Genomic DNA, 18,223 nt, shown 5'->3' with positions numbered 1-18,223 from the left:
TGGGTCGGTCTCGGGGCGGGGCGGCGGACCACCCCGGCGGGCGCCGCCCGTGGCGGCGCGGGGGAACCGTCAGATCGGCAGCACCTTCGGCCGGAACCGGTGGTACCAGACCGCGATCATCATCCGGGTCAGCGTCACGGCGGTGATGACGGTGGTCATGATGCCGAGGATGAACACCACCGCGAAGCCGCGCACCGGGCCCGAGCCCATGAAGAACAGGATGATGGCGGCGATCGCCATGGTCGAGTTCGAGTCGATGATGGTCGCGAAGGCGCGGTCGAAGCCCGCCTGCAGCGCCGAGGGGATCGAGCGGCCGGCCCGGACCTCCTCGCGCACGCGCTCGTAGATCAGCACGTTCGAATCGACCGCGGTGCCGATGGTGAGCACGATGCCGGCGATGCCCGGCAGCGTCATCGTGGCCTCCAGCACCGACATCAGCCCCAGGATCAGGCCGACATGGACCAGCAGCGCGATGTTGGCGAAGAGGCCGAACACGCCGTAGCAGGCGAACATCATCGTCACGACCAGGAGCGTGGCGACGATCGTGGCGAGCTTGCCGGCCTCGATCGAATCGCGGCCGAGGCCGGGGCCGACCGTGCGGCGCTCGATGATGTTGAGCTTGGCCGGTAGCGCGCCGGCCCGCAGCAGCACCGAGAGGTCGTTGGCCTGCTGGACCGTGAAGCGGCCCGAGATCTGGCCCTGGCCGCCGGTGATCGGCTGCAGGATGCGCGGGGCGGAGACCACCTCGTTGTCGAGGACGATGGCCATCGGCCGCCCGACGTTCTCGCTCGTGGCCTGGCCGAAGCGCTGGGCGCCGCGCAGGTTGAACTTGAAGTTGACGATCGGCTCGTTGGTCTTCTGGTCGAAGCCCGGCTGGGCGTCGGTGAGGTCGGCGCCATCCGCCATCACCCGGCGCTCGACCGGCACCTTCTGGCCGTTCGAATCGCGCGAGGGCAGCAGGTCGACGTCGCCCGCCGGGTTGTCGGCGAGCATGCGGAATTCGAGCTTGGCGGTCTTGCCGAGCTGCTCCTCCAGGCGCTGCGGATCCTGCAGGCCCGGCACCTGAACCAGAATTCGGTCGGCGCCCTGCTGCTGGATCGACGGCTCGGTGGTGCCCCCGAGGTCGACGCGGCGGCGCACCACCTCGATGGCCTGCTGCACGGCGCGGCGCACGCGGGCAGTGGTGCCGGCCTCCGTGAAGGCGAGCTGGATGGTGCCGTTCGGGTCCTCGCGCACATCCAGGGTGCGCGAGCCGGTCTGGCCCAGCACCGCGTCGGTGACGGGTTGCGACAGGGCCTGAAGTTTCGGCATCGCCTTGGCGCGGTTGCCGGGGTCGGAGATGCGCAGCTGCACGCCGCGGGGCGTGATCTGGATGCCGCCATCCGCCTGCACCCCCTCCTCGCGCAGGGCCCGGCGCACGTCGTCGCGCAGCTGCTGGGACATGGCGCGGACGAGGTCGGCCCGGTCGACCTCGAGGACGATCTGCGAGCCGCCCTGCAGGTCGAGGCCGAGCACGATCGCCCGGGTCGGGATCACCGCGGTGAGCCAGGACGGCGCCGCGGCCACGAAGGCCTTGCGCTGCTCGGGGGAGAAGAAGCTCGGGATCGCCAGCGCGAGGCCGATGATGATCACCGCCAGCGTCCCGACGAGCTTCGAGGTGGAGAAACGGAGCATCGCGATCCCAGTTCGTGGATGTCGGGCCTCGTCCGCCTCAGGCGGCCTTGACCGGCTCGCCCTTGGCGCGGACCTCGGAGATCATCGTGCGCACGACCTTGACGCGCACCCCCTCGGCGATCTCGACCTCGATCTCGCTCGCCTCGTCGGTCACCTTGGCCACCCGCCCGACGATGCCGCCGGTGGTGACGATCGTGTCGCCGCGGCGCACGTTCTTGACCATGTCCTGATGCTCGCGCGCGCGCTTCTGCTGCGGGCGCAAGATCAGAAAGTACATGATCACGAAGATGAGGACGAAGGGCACGACCTGCAAGATGACGTCCGTGCTGCCGGCGGCGGCCCCGGTTCCCTGCGCGAAGGCGGGCGTGATCACGTGGAGGTCTCCCGGTACAAGACGAAAACGGGCCGCGCGGGCATCCGGCGGCCTTGCAAAAGCGCGCGGACTATAGCCAGGGGCGACCCGAAAGCAACGGCGCGCCGGCTGCGGCGGTTGGGCCCGCGCCCGGCGCCGCTCCCCGGTCGCCGAGGACCGTTCCGTCGCGCGCGGCGCGGGTCCGATCGGCAACGGCCCGACCCGGCGGGATCGGTCCGTCGCGGCACCCGAGCGCGATCGCGGCCGCCGGCGCGCGGGCGGCCGGCGCCGGAGGGGCTTCTGCGGGGGGACGGCTTCTGCTAGCTCGCCGCCATGACCGCCCCGACCGCTCCCGCGCCCGACCTCGCCGCCCTCCTGCCGCTCCTGCACCGGATCGCCGACGCTCTCGACCGCGCCGTGCCCCCGGCCGCCCCCGCGCCCGATCTCGGCGGGGCGGACGCCTATGTGTGGCTGGCGGAGCAGAGGCTCCAGCCCGTGCCGAAGGTGAACCGCGTCCCGATGGGCCTGCTGCGCGGCATCGACCGCATGCGCGACACGCTGTTCGACAACACCGACCGCTTCGCCCGCGGGCTGCCGGCCAACAACGCGCTGCTCTGGGGCGCCCGCGGCATGGGCAAGTCCTCGCTCGTCAAGGCGGTCCACGCCGAGATCAACGCGCGGCGCGAGGCCGGGCAGCGGCCGCTGAAGCTCGTCGAGATCCACCGCGAGGATATCGAGGGGCTGCCGGCCCTGATGGGGCTGCTCCGGACCGATCCGCACCGGTTCGTGGTGTTCTGCGACGACCTCTCCTTCGACGGGCAGGACACCTCCTACAAGTCCCTGAAGGCGGCGCTCGACGGCGGCATCGAGGGACGGCCGGAGAACGTGCTGTTCTACGCCACCTCGAACCGGCGCCACCTGCTCGCCCGGGAGATGGTGGAGAACGAGCGCTCGACCGCGATCAATCCCGGCGAGGCGGTGGAGGAGAAGGTCTCCCTCTCCGACCGCTTCGGCCTCTGGCTCGGCTTCCACAAGTGCTCGCAGGACGAGTACCTGGCGATGATCGACGCCTATGTGGGCCGCTACGGGCTGGACCTGCCGCCGGACCAGCTCCGCGCCGAGGCCCTCGAATGGGCGACCACCCGCGGCTCCCGCTCGGGGCGCACCGCCTACCAGTACATCCAGGATCTGGCGGGGCGGCTGGGCAAGCAGCTGGAGGCGTGAGGGGGGCCGCGTGTCGCGAACCCTCCCCCGGAGAGGGGGGAGGGTTCCGGGACAGGCCCTACTCCGCCGCCGCGGCCTCCTCGCGCTGGCGCCGCCGCTCCATCAGGCGCACGGACCAGACCGAGGCCTCGTAGAGGAGCAGCATCGGCACGGCGAGGGACAGCTGGCTGATCACGTCCGGCGGGGTCAGCACCGCGGCCGCCACGAACACCAGCACGATCGCGTAGCGCCGCCGCTCGGCCAGAAACTTCGAGTCGATCAGCCCGATCTGGCCCAGGAGGGTCAGGATCACCGGCATCTGGAACGCGATCCCGAACGCGAAGATCAGCGTCATGATCAGCGACAGGTACTCGTCTACCTTCGGCAGGAGCTGGATGGTGGCCTCGCCCGGCTGTCCGATCTGCTGCAGGCTGACCGAGAACTTGATCAGGATCGGCATCGCGATGAAGAACACCACGAGCGCGCCGAGGAGGAAGAAGACGGGCGTGGCAATGAGGTAGGGCAGGAAGGCCCGGCGCTCGCTGCGGTAGAGGCCGGGCGCCACGAAGGCGTAGATCTGCGTCGCCACCACCGGGAAAGCCAGGAAGCCCGCCCCGAACACGCTCAGCTTGATGTTGGTGAAGACCTGTTCGAGGAAGTGGGTCGCGATCAGGCGCGCGTTCTCGACCCCGACGACCTGCACGTAGGGGTGGATCAGCACGTTGTAGATGTGCTGCGAGAAGAAGAAGCAGACGAAGAACATCACCCCGAACGCCAGCAGCGACTTGATCAGTCGCGACCGGAGCTCGATGAGATGGTCCAGGAGCGGTGCGCGCGAGGCCTCGATCTCGGCTTCGTCGGCATCGGTGGTCATGGAGTGTGGCCTGTGCTGGGCGGGCTCGGCGGCGCGGACGGGGCGTCGTGGGGCGCCGGAGCGGGGTCCGGCAGGGCGGCCTCACTCTTCGGCGGCGGCGCCGGAGCGTCCGCGCGGGCCTCCGTATGCGCCGCGTCCTGGGCCGCCTCCTGCGCCTCGTGAAGCTGCGCGGTGGCGGCCGCGAGGGCCTCCGGCGGCGGCGGTGGCGCCGGGGTCACGGCGGCCGGCGCCTCGACGGCGCCGCGGATCTCGTTGCGGATCGACTGGATCGGATTGAAGGACGTCGTCGCGGCGGAGACGGAGCGGTTGATGCCCTCCACCTCCCGGCGCACCTCGTCGAGCTCCGCCTCGCGCATGGCCTCGTTGAACTGCGCCTGGAACTCGCCCGCCATCCGCCGGAGTTTCGCGGTCATCTGCCCGACGGTGCGCAGCGCCTTTGGCAGGTCCTTCGGGCCGATGACGATCAGCGCCACGCCGCCGATCAGCATCACCTCGCCCCAACTCATGTCGAACATGGCGTCACGGCCCTGCAACTTGCGCGGCGGCCCCTCTCGGGCGCCCCACGACGGGCTCTCTCAAGCACGGATGCGGCCGCGACGCCACAGGCTTGCCGCGAGGGCCGCGATCCCGCCGGCCGGCCCGGCGCGACGATGATACGGCGATCCCGGGTGGATCGATCCCGCCGGCTCAGCCGACCTTGCGGTCCACCGGCGTCGTCGCCGCCGGCAGCGGCTCATGCGGCGGCAGCGTGCGCACCGGCTCGGCCGCGCTCACCGGGGGCGGCGGGGTGACGACCGGCGGCGGCGCCTGCTCGTCCTCGGCCATGCCCTTCTTGAAGGCCTTAATGCCCTTGGCCACGTCGCCCATCAGGTCGGACACCTTGCCGCGCCCAAACAGCAGCATGATGATCACGCCGACGACGATCCAGTGCCAGATGCTTGCGCCACCCATGGCTGTCTCCCGCACCGCAGGGGCGAGGCTCCGCGCGGTGGTCACTTGATGCTGGCCGGAACCTAAGGACCACGGGAAGCGAAAACAAGCGCTTCCGGGCGGTGCCAACAGCCGCGGAACGGCTCACGCCTCGTCGGCGCCCCCGGCGAGGTCGTCCTCGTCGAGATGCAGGGCGGGGGCGTCGGAAGGGACCGGCACGCCGAAGCCCGGCGGCAGGCGCCCGTCGAGGAGGCCCAGCCCCTTGAGTTCGTCGAGCCCGGGGAGGTCGCCGATGGAATCGAGGCCGAACTGCTCCAGGAAGGCCGGGGTGGTGCCGTAGGTCACGGGCCGCCCGGGCGTGCGCCGCCGTCCGCGCAGGCGCACCCAGCCGGTCTCGAGAAGCAGGTCGAGGGAGCCCTTCGAGGTGGAAACCCCGCGAATCTCCTCGATCTCCGCCCGGGTGACGGGCTGATGGTAGGCGACGATCGCCAGGGTCTCGACGGCGGCCCGAGACAGGCGGCGCGGCTCGGGCGCGCCGCCCCGCAGGGCGGCGGCGAGGTCCGGCGCCGTGCGGAAGGCGTAGCCGCCCGCGACCCGCACGAGGTTGATGCCGCGCGGCAGGTAGAGGCGGCGCAGGCATGCCAGCACGGCCTCGACATCCGTGCCGGGCGGCAGGCGCGCCGCGAGGGCGGCGGCGTCGAGGGGCCTGTGCGCCGCGAAGATCAGCGCCTCGGCGAGGCGCACGGCCGCGGCATCCGGCTCGGCCGCGATTCCGGGCAGCAGCGCGAGGGGGGCGTTGCGGGACATCACTCCTCCCCGGCCGGCCGCAGCCAGAGCGGCGCGAAGGGAGCGTCCTGGCGCAGCACGATGCGCCCCTCGCGGGCGAGTTCCAGCACCGCCGAGAGCGCGGAGGCCCGCACGCTCGCCCGGCGGGAGGGCGCGGCGAGGAACGGGGCGAGGTAGGTGTCGAGGTCGGTCCAGTCGTCGCGCGGGCCGATCAGCCGCTCCAGCGCCTCGCGCGCCTCGACCAGCGACCAGACCTGGCGCGGCGCGAGTGAGATCCGCGCCAGGGCGCGCTCCTGACGCTGCCGGGCATAGGCGCTGAGCAGGTCGTGCAGCGTCGCGGCGAAGGGCGCGCCCTGCACGGCCGCCGGCACGGCTTCGGCGCGCGCGGCCTCTCCGCGCCCGAACAGGTCGCGGCCGAGCTGGGCGCGGGCGAAGAGGCGGTCCGCCGCCGCGCGGACCGCTTCGAGCCGTCGCAGCCGAAGGGCGAGGATCGTCGCGAGTTCGTCCGCGCTGGGTTCCGGTCCGCGCGGGGGCGTGGGCAGGAGAAGGCGCGACTTCAGGTAGGCGAGCCAGGCCGCCATCACGAGATAATCGGCCGCGAGTTCGAGCCGCAGCCGCCGCGCCTCCTCGATGAAGGCGAGGTACTGCTCCACGAGGGCGAGGATCGAGATCCGGGTGAGGTCGACCTTCTGCCGCCGCGCGAGTTCGAGCAGGAGATCGAGGGGACCCTCGAACCCGTCCACGTCCACGACGAGCTTCGGATCGGACCCGGCCGCCTCCTCGAACGCAGGCGCGTCCCGCATCCTGCCCGTCCGCGTCAGGCCGTGGCGGCGCGGGCGAGGCCGGCCTCGAGGCGGGCGGCAGCCTCCGTCACGTCGAAGGGGGCGGGCGGCGTCCTGCGCGCCAGCGCCGCCTCGGCCCGCCGGAGCGCGGCCCCGGCGAGGATCGGCGCCGCCGCGGCGACACCCTCCATCTCGTCCCGGTCGCCGTTGCAGTGGAGCGCCACGTCGATGCCCGCCCGGAAAGCGGCCTCCGTCCGCCCGCGGAAGCTTCCCGACAGGGCCTTCATCGACAGGTCGTCGGTCATCAGCAGGCCGTCGAAGCCGATCTGCCCGCGGATCACCTCGCCGATCACCCGCGCGGAGGTGGTGGCCGGGTGCTCCGGATCGAGGGCGGCGAAGACCACGTGCGCCGACATGGCGAGCGGCAGGTCGCGGAGGGCCCGGAACGGCGCGAAGTCGTGGGCGTCGAGGCTCGCGCGGTCCGCCTCGACCACCGGCAGGGCGAGGTGGCTGTCGGCGTTGCCGCGCCCATGCCCCGGCACGTGCTTGACGACCGGCAGCACGCCACCCTCCATCAGGCCCTCGGCGACCGCGCGGCCGAACGCCGCGACGGTGTCCGGATCGGTGCCGTAGGCGCGGTCGCCGATCACCGCGTTGGCGCCCGGGACCGGCACGTCGAGGATGGGCGCGCAGTCGACGGTGATGCCGACCGCCGCGAGATCGTGGGCCATCAGGCGCGCGCCCAGGCGAGCGAGGGCCGGCCCCTCCTCGCGCCCGCCGGCCCGCGCGTAGGTCCGCGCGGACGGGTAGGCGCGCCAGTGCGGCGGCCCCATGCGTTGAACGCGCCCGCCCTCCTGGTCGATCAGGACGGGCGCGTCGGCGCGGCCGACCGTGTCGCGCAGTGAGTCGGACAGCGCGCGGACCTCGTCCGGCGTCCCGATATTCCGCTTGAACAGGATGAAGCCCCAGGGCTGCACGTCCCGGAAGAACGCGACCTCGTCGGGGTGCAGGGCGGTCCCGGCGCAGCCGAGGATGAGGGCACGGCTGGTCATCGGTGGGCTATTCCTCGTTCGGATGTCCTCTGGCGGGCGGCGGTCCCGACCCACCCCCCTCTGCGGGGGAGGGTGTTCACACCTCGGCTGTCGGCGTGAAAAAGCCTTTCTTTCGCAAACGCTCGAACGGAACCGAGGAGACCCGCGGGATCCCCTCTCCCGTGCGGGAGAGGGGTGGGGGTGAGGGTCCCGGACCCTGCCGTCATCAAGCGAAGACGGTCGTGCTGGCAGCGGGACACGTCAGAATACTTGCTGAACCACCTGGACCCTCACGCGGGATCTCCGATCCCCTGCCCCTCTCCCGCACGGGAGAGGGGTTCCCCGCGCCACATCTGGGAACCGTTGTGTCTCGACGTAAGTCTGTGCCCTGTTTGTAGTTTTCGCGTTCTGTGGATCCGCCAGCCCGCAAGAGGCAGCGTCGCGAGCGCTCCGCTCAGTTCTTCGCCACGAAGCAGGTGCCGCCCTCGCCCTGCAGCTTGCTGCACAGGCTGTTGGCGCTCTCCTTCGACATCGGTCCGACCCGCACGCGGAAGATCGTCTTGCCGTTCACCTCGGCCTGCCGGATGAGCGGCGACTGGCCGCCGAGCGCGTCGGCGTAGCGCTCGCGGGCCTGCGCGAAGGCCGCGCGGGCGTCTTTCTCGCTCGCCCGCACGCCGAGCTGCACCGAGAAGCCGCCCACGGGCGCCGTGGTCGCGGGCGAGGCCTTCACGACCTCGGCGACGGGCTTGGCCGCGTCGGCCGAGGCGACCTGCTGGGGCGCGGGGGGCTTCGGCCGGGGCTTCGGCGCCGAGACCGTGGTCGAGGCGACCGTCTCGACGGCCTTGGGCTCGGCTGGCGCCGGGGTCGTCGCCGCCTGGATCGAGCGCGTCACCGCCCGCGGCGTCGACGGCGCCGGCGTGGCGGCCCCCGCCGTGTCGGGCAGCGTCATGGTCGGGACCGGCGCCGGGGCCGGGGCCGGGTTCTGCGCCTGGGCGGCGCGCTGGATCTCGGCCGGCGGCGGCTCCGGGCGCACCGTCACCGTGTGCACGCGCCGCGGCTCCCCGAGGGATTCGGTCAGCAAGTTCACGGGCGCGCTCGGCGCCGGAGCCGGCGTGCCCGCCGTGGAGGCGTCGCTGGTGAGCGCCTTCGCCGCCTGCTTCACGTCGACGGGCTGCTCCTCGCGGTTGACGATCTTGATCTGACCGTCCTTGGCGTTGCGCTCGTAGATCTGCTTGTTCTGGTCCGGGATCTCAACGCCGCCGGCATTCTCTGGCGCGATCTTGAGCGGAGCCTGGTCGGCCATGACGACGATCGGCGCCCCGGAGCCGCGACTCGGATGCACGGCCCGCCAAGTCAGGGCACCGCCCACCGCGACCGCCACGATGCCGAGCGCCGTCCCGACCAGGGCGAGACGACGCCGCTCGCGCGGCTTCTCGGGCGCCGGCTCCTCCGCCGGGACGATGTGCGGCTCGTCGAGGGGCTCGGGCTCGGGATCCGGCTCGCGCTGGACGGCCGAGAGATACTGGTTGAAGGCGTCGAGCGAGGGGCCGCGCGCCGGCTCGTCCGGCTCGCTGCCGTAGAGCGGCAGCAGCGGCTCGACGCGTCCCCGCCCTTCGTCGGCGCTCGTGGCCCGGCCCCTCTCCTTCGCGGCGAGGAGGGCCCGGAAGGGATCGTCCTGGCCGACGATGCGGGCGAGTTCGGCGAGCGGGTCGCCCCGTCCGTCCGCCGCGCGGGCGGCGCCCTGCGTCTCGGAGGGAGGCTGCCGATCCGGCGCGAACCCGTCGAAATCGACGGGGATCCGGGAAGCGTTGGTCGTCATGGCAGCCCCATCCTGTTCACGCCTGCGTCACCTCGCCGCGATCGCTCGATCCCGGCACGGCGCTGCCGCGCCCCGCCCGGGTCGTGGCGCATCCTACCACGCCGAGGCCCCGCCCGCGTCTCCGCCCCGGCGCGTCACCGCATCTCGTCCGGCGCAGTGACGCCGAGAACCCCGAGGCCCGAGGCGAGGACGCCCCGGAGAGCCGCGACCAGCGCCAGCCTCGACCGGGTGGACTTTCGATCGGTCTGATTAACAAACCGTAATTGCGGCAAGTCTTTGCCCTTGTTCCAGAAACTGTGGAACGCGCTGGCCAATTCGTAGAGGTAGAAGGCCAGCCTGTGCGGCTCGTGGGCGCCCGCGGCCGATTCGATCACGCGCGGGTATTGCGCGATCAGGCGCATGATCTCCGCTTCGCCCGAATCACTCAACAGGGCGAGGTCGGCTTCGGCCAGCGCCTGCGGCGAGAGATCGTCCTCGGGGAAGGCCTCGCGGGCCTGCCGGAACACGCTCGCGGTTCGGGCATGGGCGTATTGCACGTAGAAGACCGGGTTGTCCTTCGACTGCTCGACCACCTTGGCGAGGTCGAAATCCAGGGTGGCGTCGTTCTTCCGGTAGAGCATCATGAAGCGGACGGGGTCCCGCCCGACCTCGTCGATGACCTCGCGCAGGGTGACGAACTCGCCGGAGCGCTTGGACATCTTCACGGGCTCGCCGCCGCGCAGGAGGCGCACCAGCTGGCAGAGCTTCACATCGAGGGCGACGCGCCCGTCGGAGACGGCCCGCACCGCCGCCTGCATGCGCTTGACGTAGCCGCCGTGATCGGCGCCGAGCACGTCGATCAGCTCGCTGGCGCCCCGCTCCACCTTGGAGGCGTGGTAGGCGATGTCCGACGCGAAGTAGGTGTAGGACCCGTCCGACTTCAGCAGCGGCCGGTCGATGTCGTCGCCGAAGGCGGTGGAGCGGAACAGCGTCTGGTCGCGGTCCTCCCAATCCTCCGGGAGCTGCCCCTTGGGCGGCGGCAGGCGGCCGACATAGACGAGGTCCTTGCGGCGCAGGTCGTCGAGCAGCGCCGCCACGGCGCCGCCATTGCCGCCGCCCTGCAGCGTGCGCTCCGAGAAGAACACGTCGTGCCGGATGCCCAGAGCCGCGAGGTCGTCGCGGATCAGGTCCATCATCGCGGCGATCGCGAAGGCGCGCACCACCGGCAGCCATTCGGATTCGGGCTTGTCGCGCAGGCTCGCCCCGTAGGTCTCGGCGAGTCCCCGGCCGACGGGCTTCAGGTAGTCGCCCGGGTAGAGCCCCTCGGGGATCGCCGCGATCGTCTCGCCCAGCGCCTCGCGGTAGCGCAGGAAGGCGGAGCGGGCGAGCACGTCGACCTGCGCGCCCGCGTCGTTGACGTAGTATTCGCGCACGACCTGCCGGCCGGCGGCGACGAGCAGGCTCGCCAGCGCGTCGCCGAACACCGCCCCGCGCCCGTGCCCGACATGCATCGGCCCGGTCGGGTTGGCCGAGACGTACTCGATGTTGACGAGGCCGGGCCGCGCCGGCCCGCGCCCGTAGGCCTCGCCCGCGCGCAAGGCCGCCCGCACGACGTCGCCGTAGACCTCCGGCGCGAGGCGCAGGTTGAGGAAGCCCGGCCCGGCGACGCTCGCCTCCACCACGCGCGGATCCTGGCGCAGCTCGGCGGCGATGAGCTCGGCCAGCGCCTTCGGGTTGGCGCGGGCCTCCTTGGCGAGGACGAGCGCCGCGTTCGTCGCGAGGTCGCCGTGGCTCGCGTCGCGCGGCGGCTCGACCACGACGCGGGAGAGGTCGAGCCCCTCGGGCAGGTGCCCGGCGCGTGTGAGATGGGCGAGCGCCTCGCCGATGCGCTCCTCGAAAGCGGCGAAGATGTTCATGGGTCGCGACCGAAGACTGGGACCGGGCGTCGCCGGCGCGCGCCGATGCGCGGCGCCGGTGCCGAAACCGGGCTCATCTCACGGGGCGGCCCTTCCCTGCAAGCGTGGGCGGGGAAGGGACAGGGGTGGGGTCAGGCGTCGCGGGTCGCCGCACGCAGGTGCCGGATGATGCCCGAGAAGTCGGTGCCCTCCTCCCCGGCCGCCGCGAAGGCGGCGTAGAGCGCCTCCGCGTGGGCGCCCAGCGGCGTCGCGGCGCCGGTCGCGGCGGCGGCCTCCTGGGACAGCCGCAGATCCTTCAGCATCAGCGCCGCGGCGAAGCCCGGCCGGTAATCATTGTTCGCGGGCGAGGCCGGGACCGGTCCGGGCACCGGGCAGTAGCTCGTCAGCGACCAGCACTGGCCCGAGGAGGTCGAGGCGACGTCGAACAGCGCCTGGTGCGACAGGCCGAGCTTCTCCGCGAGGACGAAGGCCTCGGCGACGCCGATCATCGAGATCCCGAGAATCATGTTGTTGCAGATCTTGGCCGCCTGCCCGGCGCCGGCCTCGCCGCAATGCACGGACTTGCGGCCGATCCGGGCGAGGATCGGCTCGGCGCGGGCGAAGGCCTCGGGCGACCCGCCCGCCATGAAGGTGAGCGTCCCGGCCTTGGCGCCGCCGACCCCTCCCGAGACCGGTGCGTCGAGGCTCGCGAGCCCGCGCGCGGCGGCCTTGGCGTGGGCCTCCCGGGCGCTCGCGACATCGATGGTCGAGCAGTCCACGACGAGGGCGCCCGCCGCGACCTGGGGCAGGACCTCGTCGAGCAGGGAGAGCACGTGCCGGCCCGCGGGCAGCATGGTGACGATCACCTCGGCGTCGGCCACCGCCGCGGGTGCCGACTCGGCGATGCGCACTCCCTGCTCCCGCGCCGCCTCGCGGGCGGCCGGGACCAGGTCGTAGCCGGCGACGGCATGCCCGGCCTTCACGAGGTTGGCGGCCATCGGCCCGCCCATGTTGCCGAGGCCCAGAAAGGCGATCTGCGTCACGTCCGATCCTCCCAGTGTCGATGTGGTACTCTTGGGTCGCTTGAGTCTCCTACGGAAACTCCGTACAACCATGTCGGTCCGCTTCGAATGGGACCCGCAAAAGGCGGTCATCAACCTGCGCCGGCACGGCGTCGCGTTCGAGGTGGCCATCGCGGCCTTTCGCGATCCCTTCGCGGTGGAGTGGATCGACGACCGAGCCGATTATGGTGAGGAGCGCGCGAACCTTCTCGGTCTTTGCATGGGCGTTGTCCTGCATGTCACCTACACGGAACGCGGCGGAGCCGTCCGCCTGATCTCGGCTCGGCGAGCGGAGCGTCATGAGCAACACCATTATTTCCGCGAGAATTCGCCCTGACGGGGTCGCGGTGAAGTGCGAGCCGGATGGGAGCGAGATCCCCTTCGACCTGCCGCCGATGCGTCCGATGACCGAAGCCGAGGTCGCCGCCGCGGCGGCCGGCGACCCGGATGCGCGGCCGATGTCGCCGGACGAACTCGACGTGGCTCGCCGAATTCCCCGGATCCGTACCCTGCGCCGTGCTCTCGACCTGACGCAGGAGGAATTTTCCGCGCGCTACCACATCCCGATCGGGACGCTTCGCGACTGGGAGCAGGGGCGCACGGTGCCCGACCAACCTGCGCGCGCTTATCTGACCGTCATCGCGCACGATCCGGAAGGTATTCGACGGGCACTCGACGCAAAGCCGCGTTAAAGTGCGGGCGTCTTGCATCCTCACGGCTGCACCAGCCCCCGCGCCACGATGAGCCGCATGATCTCGTTGGTGCCCTCCAGGATCTGGTGGACGCGCAGGTCTCGGACGATCTTCTCGACGCCGTATTCCGACAGGTAGCCGTAGCCGCCGTGGAGCTGCAGCGCCTCGTCGGCGACCTTGAACCCGATATCGGTGGCGAAGCGCTTGGCCATGGCGGCGCGCTGCGTCGCGTCCGGGTCGCGGCGGTCGAGGGCGGCGGCGGCCGCGTAGATCATCAGGCGGGCTGCCTCCAACTCGGTCGCCATGTCGGCGAGGCGGAACTGCAAGGCCTGGAATTCGTCGAGGCGGTGTCCGAAGGCGCGCCGCTCGCGCATGTAGCCGAGCGCCTTGTCCAGCGCATTCTGGGCGCCGCCGAGCGAGCAGGCGCCGATGTTGATCCGCCCGCCATCGAGGCCCGCCATGGCGATGCGGAAGCCGATCCCCTCCTCGCCGAGGCGGTTCCCGACAGGCACGCGGCAGCCGGAGAAGATCACCTGCCGGGTGGGCTGGGCATTCCAGCCCATCTTGCGCTCGTTGGCCCCGAAGGAGAGGCCCGGCGCGTCGGCCGGCACGACCAGCGTCGAGATGCCCCGCGGCCCCGGCTCGCCGGTGCGCACCATCGCCACGTAGAGGTCGACCGCGCCCGCGCCGGAGATGAACTGCTTGGTGCCGTCGAGGATGTAGGTGTCGCCCTCGCGCCGGGCGCTGGTGCGCAACGCCGCGGCGTCGGAACCGGAGCCGGGCTCGGTGAGGCAGTAGGCGGCCAGCCGCTCGGCCCGGCACAGGTCCGGCAGCCAGCGCGCGCGCTGAGCGTCCGACCCGAACCGGTCGATCATCCAGGTCGCCATGTTGTGGATCGACAGGAAGGCCGACACGGTCGGGCAGCCGGTGGCCAGCGCCTCGAAGATCAGCGCCGCGTCGAGCCGGGTGAGGCCGGAGCCGCCGTGCTCCTCCCCGACATAGATCCCGCCCATCCCGAGGGCGCCGGCCTCGCGCAACACGTCGACGGGGAAGTGCTTCTCGGCATCCCAGTCGAGCGCCCGCGGCGCGATGCGCTCGGCGGCGAAGGTGCGCGCCATGTCGCGGATGGCGATCTGATCCTCGGGCAGCGCGAACAGGCTCACGGCGATGTCCTTGGTCGGAAAAGGCGCCTTCTCCCCTCTCCCGCGTGGGAGAGGGGCCGGGGGATCGGAGATCCCGCGTGAGGGACGGACGCTTCAGCAAGAAGACAGGACCGTGCCGCTGGCAGCTCGACCTTCGGCGTTCAATCCTGAAGCCGAGCCACCCCGCGCGATCTCCGGTCGCCCCTACCCCTCTCCCACTCGGGAGTGCGGATCCCGCGCGCGCCGGTGCGGCGTCGCGCGCTGTCGACAGCTCTGTCCGGACAGCCGGGCGGAGCCGATGATCCGATCGCGCCTACTGCATGATCGGCATCGAGAACTGCGCGCCCTCCTTCACGCCCGAGGGCCAGCGCGCCGTGACCGTCTTGGTCTTGGTGTAGAAGCGGATCGAGTCCGGCCCGTGCTGGTTGAGGTCGCCGAAACCCGAGCGCTTCCAGCCGCCGAAGGTGTAGTAGGCGAGCGGCACGGGGATCGGCACGTTCACGCCGACCATCCCGACCGTCACCTTCGCGGCGAAGTCGCGCGCCGCGTCGCCGTCGCGGGTGAAGATCGCGACGCCGTTGCCGTATTCGTGCTCGGAGGGCAGCCGCAGCGCCTCGGCGTAGTCCTTCGCGCGCACCACCGACAGGACGGGTCCGAAGATCTCCTCCTTGTAGATGCGCATCTCGGGCGTGACGTGGTCGAACAGGCAGCCGCCGAGGTAGAAGCCGTTCTCGTAGCCCTGCATCTTGAAGTCGCGGCCGTCGACCACGAGCTTGGCGCCCTCGCGCACGCCGAGATCGACGTAGCCCCGCACCCGCTCCAGCGCCGCCTTGGTGACGAGCGGACCGTAATCGGCGCTCGGATCCGTCGAGGGGCCGATCTTCAGCGCCTCGACCCGCGGGATGAGCTTCTTCATCAGCGCGTCGGCGGTCTTCTCGCCGACCGGCACCGCCACCGAGACCGCCATGCAGCGCTCGCCCGCCGAGCCGTAGCCGGCGCCCATCAGGGCGTCGACCGCCTGATCCAGGTCCGCGTCGGGCATGATGATCATGTGGTTCTTGGCACCGCCGAAGCACTGCGCGCGCTTCCCCGTCGCCGTCGCCCGCGCGTAGACGTACTGGGCGATGTCGGAGGAGCCGACGAAGCCCACCGCCTGGATCAGGTCGTCGTCCAGGAGCGCGTCCACCGCCTCCTTGTCGCCGTTGACGACGTTGAGGATGCCGGCCGGCAGGCCCGCCTCGATCATCAGCTCGGCGAGGCGCATCGGCACGCCCGGGTCGCGCTCGGAGGGCTTGAGAATGAAGGCGTTCCCGCAGGCGATCGCGGGCGCGAACTTCCACATCGGGATCATGGCCGGGAAGTTGAACGGCGTGATGCCGGCCACCACGCCCAGCGGCTGGCGCATCGAGTACATGTCGATGCCGGGGCCCGCCCCCTCCGTGTACTCGCCCTTGAGCAGGTGCGGGATGCCGCAGGCGAACTCCACCACCTCGACGCCGCGCTGGATGTCGCCCTTGGCGTCGGGCACCGTCTTGCCGTGCTCGCGGGCGAGGAGATCGGCGAGGCTGTCCATCTCGCGGGCGACGAGGTCGAGGAAGCGCATCATCACCCGCGCGCGGCGCTGCGGGTTGGTGGCGCCCCAGGCGCGCTGCGCCGTCGCGGCGTTCTCGACCGCGGCGCGCACCTCGGCGGCGCTCGCGAGCGCGAGGCGCCCCACCACCTCGCCGGTCATCGGCTGGAAAATGTCGGAGTGACGGCCGGAGCGGCCCGCCACGTGCTCACCCCCGATGAAATGCCCGACCTCGCGCATGCGCTCTCTCCCTGAAGACTCGTTTGCCGACACTCTGCCCTGCTTTAATGCCGGGAGGAATGCGCGTGAACGCGGAACGGATGTGCGCGGATGCGGGAACCCGACGGCGGCCACTGGGACGATTACCGCTTCGCGCTGGCGGTGTTCCGCACCGGGACGGTGTCGGCGGCGGCGCGGCGGCTCGGCGTCGACCACGCCACGGTGATCCGCCGCATCGACCGGCTGGAGCGGCTGCTGGGCGAGCGCCTCTTCCACCGCCGCGCCTCCGGCTATCTCCCGACCGAGGCCGGCCAGGCGATCGCCGCCACGGCGGACGCGGTCGAATCCGCGATCATCAACGGCCAGGGTCTCGTCGGCCGGTCGGCGGCACGGCTCACCGGCACGGTGCGGATCGGCGCGCCGGACGGGTTCGGCAGCACCTTCCTGGCCCCGCGCCTGACCGGGCTGGTGGAGCGCCACCCGGACCTCGACATCCAGCTCGTCGCCACTGCCCGCCTCTTCAGCCTGTCGAAGCGCGAGGCGGACATCGCCATCGGGCTGAGCCTGCCGCAGGAGGGCCGCGTGGTCGGCCGCAAGCTGACCGACTACGAACTGAAGCTCTACGCGTCGCCCGACTACCTGCGGCGGGCGGCCCCGATCACCGCACGGCGCGACCTCGAGCAGCACCGCTTCGTCGGCTACATCGAGGAGCTGCTCTACACGCCCGAGCTCGACTACCTGCAGCAGGTCTCGCCGGGCATCGGCGCGCGCCTGCGCAGCGCGAATGTCAACGCGCAGCTTCAGGCGGTGGCGGCCGGGATCGGGCTCGCGGTGCTGCCCTGCTTCATGGCGGCGGAACATCCCGGGCTCGTCTGCGTGCTGCCGGAGGAGATCTGCCTCACGCGCAGCTTCTGGCTACTGATGCATGCCGACAGCCGTGACCTCGCCCGCGTGCGGGCGGTGGCGGAACACATCTACGCGGTGGTGGAGCGCGACCGCGACGTGTTCTTCGGATTGCGCCGGGAGGACGGAACGCCGCGCGCGTGAACCCTCCCCCCTCTGGGGGGGAGGGTGGCCTGCGGAGCAGGCCGGGAGAGGGGAACCACGCTTCAGGATGTGGCGCCCGTCACCACGCTCCCGCTCTATCCGGAACCGGGGTTCCCCTCTCCCGCCCCGGCACGAGTGCTTCGCGCTCGCCGCGGGGCACCCTCCGCCGCAGAGGGGGGAGGGTTCAGTCGCAGCCGTCACAACTCCCCATCGCTCCGCCGCGGCGAGACCCACCCGGCCGGAGGTGCGGCCGGCCGGTAGACCTCCATCAGCAGCGGGTGGCAGCGCGCCGCGTCGCTCGAATGCTCGGCGCCGCAATCGCCGCCCGGGCAGGCCGAGAGGGCGGCCAGCAGGTCGATCTCGGCGAAGAGTTCCAGGAAATCGCCCGGGCGGACCGGGCTCGCCTTCATGAAGTACTGGTGCGTGTCGCGGGTGAAGCCCGTGCACATGAACACGTTGAGCACGTCGTGCACGTGCGGCTCGGCCTCGGCGAGGGACAGGCCGGTGTGCTCCGCGAGCGCCCGCGTCAGGTTCGAATGGCAGCAATGGTGGTAGATGCCGCCGGCCAGGAGCCGGTGGGTGTAGGGATCGCAGCGCGTGCCGATCACGTCGTGCACGCCGCCGCCATGCTCGTCGAACCCGTACCAGTCGAGGCTGTCCTCGGTAATGGTGGCGAGCGGTCGGAGATGGGGCAGGTTCGACCACAGCCGGTGCCCGGTCGTGACATGCGTCCCGTGCAGCGCCCGCGTCTTGCCCGAGAAGAAGCGCTCGCCGAGATCGTGCGCCGACCACAGGTTGAGGTCGCCGACCTGCGGCCCCTCCGTGCCGACGATGCGCAGGAAGGAGCCCGCCGGCACCGCGATCATGCGCGCCTCGCGCGGGGGCACCGTCACGGTGTCCCTCCGGTTCCAGCCCTCCCGCGCGGCCCGGTAGGCGGCGAGGTCCGGCGGCGGAAGCGCCTCGACGGGGTAGCAGATCACCGGCGGGATCGCCCGTCGGGCGGAGGCGTCGGTCGGGGCGGCGTGCTCGGGAAGAGAACGGGTCACGGGGGCTCCGTCGGGTGGGGCGGCGCACCGGCCGCGCGCCGCTACGGCAAGGGTTGCACGGCCGCCGCCGGAGGTGCAGGACACGGGCAAGGTCGCGTCCGTCGCGACCGGGCTCGATGCG

Annotated in this window: 18 protein-coding genes; 4 read left to right on the top strand and 14 right to left on the bottom strand. The window is 71.9% G+C overall.

The window, feature by feature from the left end; all coding sequences use genetic code 11:
* Positions 1 to 69: 69 nt before the first annotated feature.
* Both secD and yajC read right to left on the bottom strand, forming a co-directional pair.
* The gene (gene secD, locus ACW9J6_RS18685) at positions 70 to 1,674 is read right to left on the bottom strand and encodes a protein translocase subunit SecD (protein WP_457118006.1); all 1,605 of its coding nucleotides are present in this window, start codon (positions 1,672 to 1,674) and stop codon (positions 70 to 72) included.
* 37 nt (positions 1,675 to 1,711) lie between these two features.
* Positions 1,712 to 2,047: a preprotein translocase subunit YajC gene (yajC, locus tag ACW9J6_RS18680; protein ID WP_457118005.1), complete on the bottom strand. Its 336-nt coding sequence runs from the start codon at positions 2,045 to 2,047 to the stop codon at positions 1,712 to 1,714.
* A 312-nt stretch (positions 2,048 to 2,359) separates the two neighbouring features.
* Here yajC and ACW9J6_RS18675 point away from each other — a divergent pair, with 312 nt between their 5' ends.
* Complete coding sequence (locus tag ACW9J6_RS18675) at positions 2,360 to 3,250, top strand: ATP-binding protein (protein ID WP_457118004.1); 891 nt, start codon at positions 2,360 to 2,362, stop codon at positions 3,248 to 3,250.
* A gap of 58 nt (positions 3,251 to 3,308) precedes the next feature.
* Here ACW9J6_RS18675 and tatC read toward each other — a convergent pair whose 3' ends face one another.
* From tatC to mmsB, 9 genes are all read right to left on the bottom strand, one after another.
* Positions 3,309 to 4,103: a twin-arginine translocase subunit TatC gene (gene tatC / locus ACW9J6_RS18670; RefSeq protein ID WP_457118003.1), complete on the bottom strand. Its 795-nt coding sequence runs from the start codon at positions 4,101 to 4,103 to the stop codon at positions 3,309 to 3,311.
* Positions 4,100 to 4,618 (bottom strand): Sec-independent protein translocase protein TatB, encoded by a 519-nt coding sequence (gene tatB / locus ACW9J6_RS18665; protein ID WP_457118002.1) that lies wholly within the window; start codon positions 4,616 to 4,618, stop codon positions 4,100 to 4,102. Before tatB ends, tatC begins: the two co-directional genes overlap by 4 nt.
* Before the next feature lie 172 nt (positions 4,619 to 4,790).
* Positions 4,791 to 5,054 carry a twin-arginine translocase TatA/TatE family subunit gene (locus ACW9J6_RS18660; protein ID WP_457118001.1) on the bottom strand — a complete coding sequence of 88 codons (264 nt, stop codon included), beginning with the start codon at positions 5,052 to 5,054 and terminating at the stop codon, positions 4,791 to 4,793.
* 123 nt (positions 5,055 to 5,177) lie between these two features.
* A complete protein-coding gene (gene scpB / locus ACW9J6_RS18655) occupies positions 5,178 to 5,840 on the bottom strand; it encodes an SMC-Scp complex subunit ScpB (protein ID WP_457118000.1) in 663 nt (220 codons plus the stop codon).
* Positions 5,840 to 6,622, bottom strand: coding sequence for a segregation and condensation protein A (locus ACW9J6_RS18650; protein ID WP_457117999.1), 783 nt, complete (start codon positions 6,620 to 6,622; stop codon positions 5,840 to 5,842). The genes scpB and ACW9J6_RS18650 overlap by 1 nt, the downstream gene beginning before the upstream one ends.
* 14 nt (positions 6,623 to 6,636) lie before the next feature.
* Positions 6,637 to 7,653, bottom strand: a complete 1,017-nt coding sequence (gene nagZ / locus ACW9J6_RS18645) for a beta-N-acetylhexosaminidase (RefSeq protein WP_457117998.1) — start codon at positions 7,651 to 7,653, stop codon at positions 6,637 to 6,639.
* 433 nt (positions 7,654 to 8,086) lie between these two features.
* A complete protein-coding gene (locus ACW9J6_RS18640; protein WP_457117997.1) occupies positions 8,087 to 9,451 on the bottom strand; it encodes an SPOR domain-containing protein in 1,365 nt (454 codons plus the stop codon).
* 134 nt (positions 9,452 to 9,585) lie between these two features.
* The gene (argS, locus tag ACW9J6_RS18635; protein ID WP_457117996.1) at positions 9,586 to 11,346 is read right to left on the bottom strand and encodes an arginine--tRNA ligase; all 1,761 of its coding nucleotides are present in this window, start codon (positions 11,344 to 11,346) and stop codon (positions 9,586 to 9,588) included.
* 131 nt (positions 11,347 to 11,477) lie between these two features.
* Positions 11,478 to 12,368, bottom strand: a complete 891-nt coding sequence (mmsB, locus tag ACW9J6_RS18630; RefSeq protein WP_457117995.1) for a 3-hydroxyisobutyrate dehydrogenase — start codon at positions 12,366 to 12,368, stop codon at positions 11,478 to 11,480.
* Between the two features lie 70 nt (positions 12,369 to 12,438).
* Between mmsB and ACW9J6_RS18625 the strand changes: the two genes are divergently transcribed.
* Together ACW9J6_RS18625 and ACW9J6_RS18620 are read left to right on the top strand one after the other, a co-directional pair.
* The gene (locus ACW9J6_RS18625) at positions 12,439 to 12,723 is read left to right on the top strand and encodes a BrnT family toxin (protein WP_457117994.1); all 285 of its coding nucleotides are present in this window, start codon (positions 12,439 to 12,441) and stop codon (positions 12,721 to 12,723) included.
* Complete coding sequence (locus ACW9J6_RS18620; protein ID WP_457117993.1) at positions 12,686 to 13,078, top strand: helix-turn-helix domain-containing protein; 393 nt, start codon at positions 12,686 to 12,688, stop codon at positions 13,076 to 13,078. The genes ACW9J6_RS18625 and ACW9J6_RS18620 overlap by 38 nt, the downstream gene beginning before the upstream one ends.
* 20 nt (positions 13,079 to 13,098) lie before the next feature.
* Here the strand turns inward: ACW9J6_RS18620 and ACW9J6_RS18615 are convergent, their stop codons facing one another.
* The gene (locus ACW9J6_RS18615; RefSeq protein ID WP_457117992.1) at positions 13,099 to 14,241 is read right to left on the bottom strand and encodes an acyl-CoA dehydrogenase family protein; all 1,143 of its coding nucleotides are present in this window, start codon (positions 14,239 to 14,241) and stop codon (positions 13,099 to 13,101) included.
* 292 nt (positions 14,242 to 14,533) lie between these two features.
* Entirely contained in the window at positions 14,534 to 16,030 is a 1,497-nt protein-coding gene (locus ACW9J6_RS18610) for a CoA-acylating methylmalonate-semialdehyde dehydrogenase (protein ID WP_457117991.1), read from the bottom strand.
* Between the two features lie 90 nt (positions 16,031 to 16,120).
* On the opposite strand from ACW9J6_RS18610, the gene ACW9J6_RS18605 reads away from it, so the two are divergent.
* Positions 16,121 to 17,056 carry a LysR family transcriptional regulator gene (locus ACW9J6_RS18605; RefSeq protein WP_457117990.1) on the top strand — a complete coding sequence of 312 codons (936 nt, stop codon included), beginning with the start codon at positions 16,121 to 16,123 and terminating at the stop codon, positions 17,054 to 17,056.
* A 197-nt stretch (positions 17,057 to 17,253) separates the two neighbouring features.
* Here ACW9J6_RS18605 and ACW9J6_RS18600 read toward each other — a convergent pair whose 3' ends face one another.
* Positions 17,254 to 18,102, bottom strand: coding sequence for an urea carboxylase-associated family protein (locus ACW9J6_RS18600; RefSeq protein ID WP_457117989.1), 849 nt, complete (start codon positions 18,100 to 18,102; stop codon positions 17,254 to 17,256).
* Positions 18,103 to 18,223: the final 121 nt, after the last annotated feature.

Source organism: Methylobacterium sp. JK268 (assembly GCF_054052225.1).
The sequence above is the reverse complement of the archived record's forward strand: the minus strand, read 5'-3'. Positions and strand labels throughout refer to the sequence as shown.